Annotated in this window: 3 protein-coding genes and 1 pseudogene; 2 read left to right on the top strand and 2 right to left on the bottom strand. The window is 62.5% G+C overall.

The window, feature by feature from the left end; genetic code table 11:
- Both AC6I6H_RS22270 and AC6I6H_RS22265 read right to left on the bottom strand, forming a co-directional pair.
- Positions 1 to 2,163, bottom strand: a 2,163-nt coding sequence (locus AC6I6H_RS22270; protein ID WP_497956768.1) for a beta strand repeat-containing protein, incomplete at its 3' end; no start/stop codon positions are given.
- Positions 2,164 to 2,841: 678 nt separating this feature from the next.
- Positions 2,842 to 3,276 (bottom strand): annotated as a pseudogene (locus AC6I6H_RS22265) (NTTRR-F1 domain); the annotation flags it as partial.
- A 235-nt stretch (positions 3,277 to 3,511) separates the two neighbouring features.
- Between AC6I6H_RS22265 and AC6I6H_RS22260 the strand changes: the two are divergent.
- Positions 3,512 to 4,816, top strand: a complete 1,305-nt coding sequence (locus AC6I6H_RS22260; RefSeq protein WP_497956767.1) for a glycoside hydrolase family 140 protein — start codon at positions 3,512 to 3,514, stop codon at positions 4,814 to 4,816.
- 167 nt (positions 4,817 to 4,983) lie between these two features.
- A complete protein-coding gene (locus AC6I6H_RS22255) occupies positions 4,984 to 7,452 on the top strand; it encodes a glycosyl hydrolase (protein ID WP_497956766.1) in 2,469 nt (822 codons plus the stop codon).
- Positions 7,453 to 8,190 lie beyond the last annotated feature (738 nt).

Below are 8,190 nucleotides of genomic sequence, written 5' to 3'. Positions count from 1 at the left end.
CGTGGCACCAACATCACCCGTAGCACCAGTCGCACCGGTCGTTCCCGTGGCACCAACATCACCCGTAGCACCAGTCGCACCGGTCGTTCCTGTAGCACCGACATCTCCCGTCGCGCCAGTTACACCGGTCGTTCCAGTGGCACCAACGTCACCCGTCGCACCCGTTACACCGGTTGTTCCCGTGGTACCAACGTCACCCGTAGCGCCCGTCGCACCGGTTGTTCCCGTGGCACCAACGTCGCCCGTAGCTCCAGTAGCACCAGTCGGTCCTGCGGCACCAACATCGCCCGTCGCACCCGTTACACCGGTCGTTCCCGTGGCACCAAGAACGCCCGTCGCGCCCGTCGTACCGGTTGTTCCTGTGAGTCCGACATCGCCCGTGGCACCAGTTGCGCCGCTCGGTCCTGTAGCACCAACATCACCCGTTGCACCCGTCGCACCGGTCGGCCCTGTAGCGCCGACGTCACCCGCAGCACCAGTAGCACCCGTTGCTCCTGTAGCGCCGACGTCACCTGTTGCGCCAGTCGTTCCCGTGGCACCGACGTCGCCCGTAGCTCCAGTAGTACCGGTCGGTCCCGTGGCACCAACGTCGCCCGTGGCACCAGTTGCGCCGGTCGTTCCCGTGGCACCAACGTCGCCCGTGGCGCCAGTTGCGCCGGTCGGTCCCGTGGCACCAACGTCGCCCGTAGCCCCAGTTGCGCCAATCGGTCCTGTAGCACCGACATCGCCCGTCGCACCCGTTACACCGGTGGGTCCTATGGGTCCGACATCGCCCGTGGCACCAGTTGCGCCGGTCGGTCCTGTAGGTCCGACATCGCCCGTCGCACCCGTTACACCGGTCGTTCCCGTGGCACCAACATCACCCGTAGCACCAGTCGCACCGGTCGGCCCTGTAGCGCCGACGTCACCCGCAGCACCAGTAGCACCCGTTGCTCCTGTAGCGCCGACGTCACCTGTTGCGCCAGTCGTTCCCGTGGCACCGACGTCGCCCGTAGCTCCAGTAGTACCGGTCGTTCCCGTGGCACCAACGTCGCCCGTGGTGCCAGTTGCGCCGGTCGGTCCCGTGGCACCAACGTCGCCCGTAGCCCCAGTTGCGCCAATCGGTCCTGTAGCACCGACATCGCCCGTCGCACCCGTTACACCGGTGGGTCCTATGGGTCCGACATCGCCCGTGGCACCAGTTGCGCCGGTCGGTCCTGTAGGTCCGACATCGCCCGTGGCACCAGTTGCGCCGGTCGGTCCTGTAGGTCCGACATCGCCCGTCGCACCCGTTACACCGGTCGTTCCCGTGGCACCAACATCACCCGTAGCACCAGTCGCACCGGTCGGCCCTGTGGCACCGACGTCGCCCGTTGCTCCAGTCGGCCCCGTAGCGCCTACGTCACCTGTCACACCAGTTACGCCAGTTGTCCCGGTAGCGCCGACATCACCCGTGGCGCCAGTAGCCCCGATGTTCCCTGTGGCGCCAGTAGCCCCGGTCGGTCCGGTAGCGCCGAGATCGCCTGTCGCACCAGTAGTACCGGACGGTCCTGTCGCACCGTTGACGCCAGTAGCACCAGTAGCTCCGGTCGGTCCCGTGGCGCCAACATCACCCGTGGTGCCCGTCGCACCGATTGCTCCTGTGGCACCGACGTCGCCAGTTGCACCCGTAGCGCCGACGTCACCTGTAGCGCCAGTAGCACCGGTTGCTCCTGTAGCGCCGACGTCACCTGTCGCACCAGTAGTTCCGGTTGGACCTGTAGCACCGACGTCGCCCGTTGCTCCCGTTGCGCCGGTCGGTCCTGTAGCGCCGATGTCCCCCGTGGAGCCAGTAGCCCCGGTCAGTCCTGTAGCGCCGATGTCACCTGTGTCACCTGTTGCACCGGTCGGTCCGGTGGGGCCGATGTCACCTGTCGCACCAGTTACGCCGTTTGCTCCAGTAGCACCAACATCACCCGTTGCACCAGTAGCGCCGGTTGGTCCAGTAGCACCGACGTCTCCCATCGCACCAGTAGCGCCGGTTAGTCCCGTGGCACCGACGTCACCCGTTGCACCAGTAGCGCCGGTTGGTCCAGTAGCACCGACGTCTCCCATCGCACCAGTAGCGCCGGTTAGTCCCGTGGCACCNACGTCACCCGTTGCACCAGTAGCGCCGGTTGGTCCAGTAGCACCGACGTCTCCCATCGCACCAGTAGCGCCGGTTAGTCCCGTGGCACCGACGTCACCCGTTGCTCCCGTTGCGCCGGTTGGTCCTGTGGCGCCAACATCACCCGCAGCACCAGTAGCGCCGGTCGGTCCTGTGGGTCCGACATCACCTGTCACGCCAGTAGCGCCGGTCAGTCCTGTGGGGCCGACGTCACCCGTCACGCCAGTAGCGCCGGTCGGTCCCGTGAGGCCGGCCTCACCAGTCACGCCAGTAGCGCCGGTCGGTCCCGTGGGTCCGACATCACCTGTGGCACCAGTAGCGCCGGTCGGTCCTGTGGCACCAACATCACCCGTTTCGCCAATAGCACCGGTTGGTCCAGTAATGCCGACGTCACCTGTGATGCCCGTCGCCCCGGTTGGACCTGTGGCACCGACGTCACCTGTCGCACCGACGTCACCTGTCGCACCAGTAGCGCCGGTTGGACCTGTGGCACCGACATCACCCGTCACGCCAGTTGCGCCGCTCGGTCCTGTGGGTCCGACATCGCCCGTCGCCCCGGTGGCTCCGGTCGCGCCAACGCCGCCCGTGGCTCCAGTAGGCCCGATCGCACCAACGCCGCCCGTCGCCCCGGTGGCTCCGGTCGCGCCAACGCCGCCCGTCGCTCCGGTAGCCCCGGTCGCGCCAACGGCGCCTGTCGCAGTCGCCTGAATGATCGAAAGCTCATCCAGCAAAACGTTGGCCGTGCCGGCCGCCCAAGGCTTTTCAATGATCAGGGAAGCATATGCCGCATTGGCCGGCGCAACGGCCGTTGCTTCCAGGACGGTTTGCCAGCTTTGTCCGGCTGAGGCATTTGGCAGTGACCCGGCCGGCAGCGTAAAGCTGAGGGCATTCGAGATCAGCACGTAGCCCGCCGTGTAATAATTGACGTTGACCACAACTTCATCCTGCACACCCGTTCCCAGCTTGGCGAACGATGCGGAAAGCAGATAGCTTTCTCCCGGCTGGATAAAAATGGTCTGAAGCAGCGATGAATAAGCCAATCCGTTTAACTGGGCGCTGTAATCGCCGACCTTTGCGACGCCGGAGATGCCTGCGTTATAAGACGCCCAAGGGAGGAGAGAGCCTGTTTCAAAGCTGCCGTTGGCCAGCAAATTTTCGAACGATACCGCCAATTTGTAGTTTCATCTCCCTTCCCGACAGCATATTAAGGGCAATGCCAAGCGGTATGGTTGTTTGCGGGGAGCGCGAAGGAGTTAGGGTTCTGCACAAGCGGGCGGAGGGAAACCGAAGCCGGCCAATGCCGGAGTTGAGGGACCTTCCATCTGCGGGAGCCGGGTAAAAAAGGTATACTGGTAAAAAAGCTTTCCCAAAAAAGGAGAGAATGCGATGAACCTGCAGCGCTTGCGCGTCAGCGAAAACCGCCGGTACCTGGTCCGGGAGGACGGAACGCCGTTTTTTTGGCTGGGGGATACGGCCTGGGAGCTGTTTCACAAACTGGACCGGGAAGAGGCGCACGCTTACCTGAAGCGCCGGTCGGAGCAAGGCTATACGGTCATCCAGGCGGTTGGGCTGGCCGAGCTTGAGGGTGTTACCACCGGCAACGCCTATGGGCGTTTGCCGCTTTTGAAGAATGGGGAGGGAGAGTACGACCCGCGTCTTCCCGATCTGGAGGGGGACTATTCCTTCTGGGATCATGTGGACTTTGTGCTGGAAAAAGCGGCCGGGCTCGGCCTGTACGTGGCTTTTTTGCCGACCTGGGGGGACAAGTATCATCAGGCGTGGGGGAAAGGGCCGGAAATTTTTGATCCGCCTAAAGCAAACGCTTACGGAAAATGGCTCGGCGAACGCTACCGGAACGCGGCGAATCTGGTTTGGGTTCTCGGCGGGGACCGTCCGCTGGACAAGCGGATTCATTTTGAGATTGTTCAGGCGCTTGCCGAAGGGCTGGCGGAAGGGGACGGGGGAAGCCATCTGCGCACCTACCATCCGGAAGGAGGAGAATCCTCCGCCAAGCGCATGCACGACGAGGATTGGCTCGATTTCAACATGCTGCAATCCGGGCACAGCGAAGGAAACCGGGACAATTACGTCAAGCTCGCAAAGGATTACGAACGGCTGCCCGTCAAGCCTGTTTTGGACGGCGAGCCCTGCTACGAGGACCATCCGCGCGGCTTTAACGCCGCCAACGGTTACTTCGACGAGGCGGATGTCCGGACCGCGGCGTATTACGCGTTATTTTCCGGCGCGTTTGGTCATACGTACGGGCATCATTCCGTCTGGTCGATGACGACCGAGCCGACGGATTACACGATTCTGGACTGGAAAAACGCGCTTGACCGACCGGGCGCCCGGTGCATGCGCCATGCGCGCGATTTGCTGGAAAACCGGTCGTGGGAAGACCGGCGGCCGGACCAAAGCCTGCTGGCGGTTCAGTACGAAGGAGCCAACTACATGACGGCTCTTCGCGGGGAGCGGTATGCGCTGGTGTACACGCCGAACGGCCTGCCGGTTTCCGTCCTGATGGGCCGAATCCGCGGCGGCACCGTCGCGGCAAGCTGGTTTGATCCCCGAACGGGCGAATATTTGCCGGCGGGCATACATGCCAATGCGGGGGCCGTGCGTGAATTCCGGCCGCCGGCGAGCGGACGCGGCTGCGATTGGGTGCTTGTTCTGGAGGGCGGCGCCGAATAGAGCCGTCCGGCTTTTAAACGGTCCCGCCGTGTTATTGTTCTTCCGACTTTCTCTTTTTCGTCCGGCATGAACCGAGGCTCCGGCTCATAGCCATGAAAGGGCTCACAAGGAGGCGCCGCAGGTCTGCCTTCACCGGGCCCAAAACGATGCGAAAAGAGGGATGTTGGTTGAAGAGAGAGCAAGCTCCCGGCAAGCGCACGGCATGGCTGAAGCTGGCAATGGCGGTGATCTTGACGCTGACCGGAATCGGATTCGCGGTTCCCGCAGCGGCGGACGGGACAACGGCAGTCTATGAAGCGGAAGACGCGACATTGAACGGTGTTGAAGTATCGGCGGAGGTAGCGGGTTTTTCGGGCGACGGGTATGTAAAAGGGTTTGACGGCCCCAGCGATTCGGTTACTTTTGACGTTACCGCCCCCGCAGCCGGTTTGTACAGCCTGACCATCGGGTTCCGCGCGCCGTACGGCGACAAACGCGGCAACCTGTACCTGAACGGCCAGCCCAACGGCGAATACTCGTTTGCCCTGACCGAGACGTTCGGCGAAACGGGGGCCGGTAAGCTGCTGCTTCCGGCAGGCGCAAGCACGATCCGCCTCGAATCGGGCTGGGGCTGGTACGAAATCGACTACATCAAGCTGGCGCCCGCGGCCGCCCGGCCACCCCACGCCGTAACCAAAACGCTAAACGATCCTCTGGCGACGGCGGAAGCAAAGTCGCTGATGAGCTATCTGGTGGACCAGTACGGGCATTCCATTATTTCCGGCCAGCAGGAGCTGCATGAGGCGGAATGGATCTATGCCCAGACCGGCAAGTACCCGGCGCTCGTCTCGTTTGACCTGATCGATTATTCGCCGTCCCGCGTGGAGCGGGGGACGGTTTCAACGGAATCGGAAAAAGCGGTCCAGTGGTGGTCCCGGCAGGGCGGCATCGTCAGCATGCTGTGGCACTGGAACGCGCCGAGCGGGCTGATCGACCAGCCCGGAAAAGAATGGTGGAGGGGCTTTTACACGGAGGCCACGACGTTTGACCTTGCCGCGGCGCTGAGCGACCCGGCTTCCGCCGATTACCAGCTGCTGCTGCGGGACATTGACGCCATTGCCGTACAGCTGAAAAAGCTCCGGGACGCCAAGGTGCCGGTGCTGTTCCGTCCGCTTCACGAAGCGGAAGGGGGCTGGTTCTGGTGGGGCGCCAAAGGGCCGGAGCCGGCGAAGGCGCTTTACCGGCTCCTGCATGACCGGCTGACCAACCTGCACGGGCTGCACAACCTGATCTGGGTATGGAATTCCGTCTCGGCCGCCTGGTATCCGGGCGACGCCTACGTTGACATCGTCAGCTTCGACTCTTATCCGCAGGCGGGGGACTACAACCCCCAAATCGGCAAATATGAGGAGCTGCTGGCGCTGGTCGGCGACCATAAACTGGTCGCCATGACGGAAAACAGCGCGATTCCCGACCCCGATCTGCTCCAGCTGTTCCAGGCCGACTGGAGCTGGTTCGCCACCTGGTACGGGGATTTCATCCGCAACGGGAGCTACAACAGCGCCGCTCATATCCAGAACGTATTTAAGCACCCGTATGTCATTACGCTCGACGAGCTGCCGGATCTGAAAACTTACGGGCAGGGCGTGACGCTGCCGGGGCCGTTTACCCTTACGGGGACGGCCGGAGAAGCGGGCGTGACGCTGAGCTGGACCGCTTCCTCGGGAGCGCAGCGGTATGACGTCGAGCGCGCAGCCTCCGCTGCCGGGCCGTTTGCGCCGGTAGCCGGCGGTCTGACCGGCACCTCCTATACCGACACGTCGGTAGCGGCCGGAACCGCTTACTCCTATCGCGTAGCCGCCAAGAATGCCGCCGGCGCAACGATATCCAACACGGTCAGCGTCACCGTTCCGGTTCCCGAGCCAAAGGCGCCTCCGGCTCCGACCGGCCTCGCCGGGAAGGCAGGCAATACGAGCGCCGAGCTGACCTGGAACGCCGCTCCGACCGCGACGGCCTACAAGGTGAAGCGGGCGTCCGCGAGCGGCGGCCCCTTCACAACCGTGGCGACGGTAACGGCGACGGCCTTCAAGGACACCGGACTGACCAACGGGACGGCTTATTATTACGTGGTCAGTGCAACAAATGCGGCGGGGGAAAGCCCGAATTCCGCCGCCGTAGCGGTAACGCCCAAGCAAGCCGCGTCGGGTCTGAAGCTGCAATACCGGGCGGGGGACACGAACGCGGCGGATGTGCAGTTTAAACCGCAATTCCAGATTGTCAATCAGGGAACCGAGACGGTTTCTCTGGCGGATCTGAAAATCCGGTATTATTACACAATCAACGGAGAGAAGCCGCAGACCTTCCACTGCGATTACGCGGCGGTCGGAAGCGGCAACGTAACGGGCACGCTGGCCAAAATGGCTACAGTGAAGACAGGCGCGGATTACTACCTGGAACTTTCATTCCTGCCGGGAGCCGGGAAGCTGGCCCCGGGCGCTTCTACCGGCGAGATCCAGGCCCGCGTGAACAAAAACGACTGGAGCGCCTACAACGAAGCCAACGACTACTCATACGACCCGACGAAGCTGCAATTTACCGATTGGGATCATGTGGTGCTGCTTCACAACGGAGTGGTGGTTTGGGGGATCGAGCCGTAATCCGGCCGGGAGCGATGGTCCCAGTGGGATTCGAATAAGGATTTGGAAACGGCGTCCCCAATAAAACGAGCGCGGGTTGAAAGCGGCGACGCAAATAAGTGCAATTCGGCAACTATTTTTTATTCCATCTCCCCATCTGCACACAATAATTTCAAATCTGCACTTATTTCCTGCGAAATCGTTGATTAGGACCAAAAACCGAGTTTTAATTGCTTTTTTGCAATTATTCGGGTAAAATTCAATCTTTTTGCTAAAATTAAGTGCTTTTTTGCAATTACGGCCTGGCCTCCTCCAGCTCGACTGATTGGTAGAAAGGCTTCGACTGGCGTGATTGGTAGGAGGGCTTCGACTGGCGCGATTGGTGGGAGGACTTTCGGGTACTCCGCATCTATCAGCTGGTTTCTCTGCCTAGTTCTCGCTGAACGAGTCTTGCCCAACCAGCATTTTACGGCATAGAAGAGCAGCCGGAACTCATTCGCGATGCGGTTCCTGCAGAAGAGCCTTCGTCCGAGAGAGGACGAAGGCTCTTTTTGTCTGTGCCGCATTGGCGAGACTCTCCCGCCGGGCTTTGGCGCCGCCGGGCGGCGGCGGGTCGCAGAGCGGCTCCGGCTGTTTTTTACGGTTGCCGATGACCGGACAAAAGCCGGGCTGGGTCCCTCCTTGGGGTTGCTGCCAGCAATCCGGGAGCGGTAGGCCCGCCGGTCGGCGATCCGCTGCTTTAGGGGCAGCTGGATGAGC

This window comes from Gorillibacterium sp. sgz306347 (assembly GCF_059735245.1).
The sequence above is the reverse complement of the archived record's forward strand: the minus strand, read 5'-3'. Positions and strand labels throughout refer to the sequence as shown.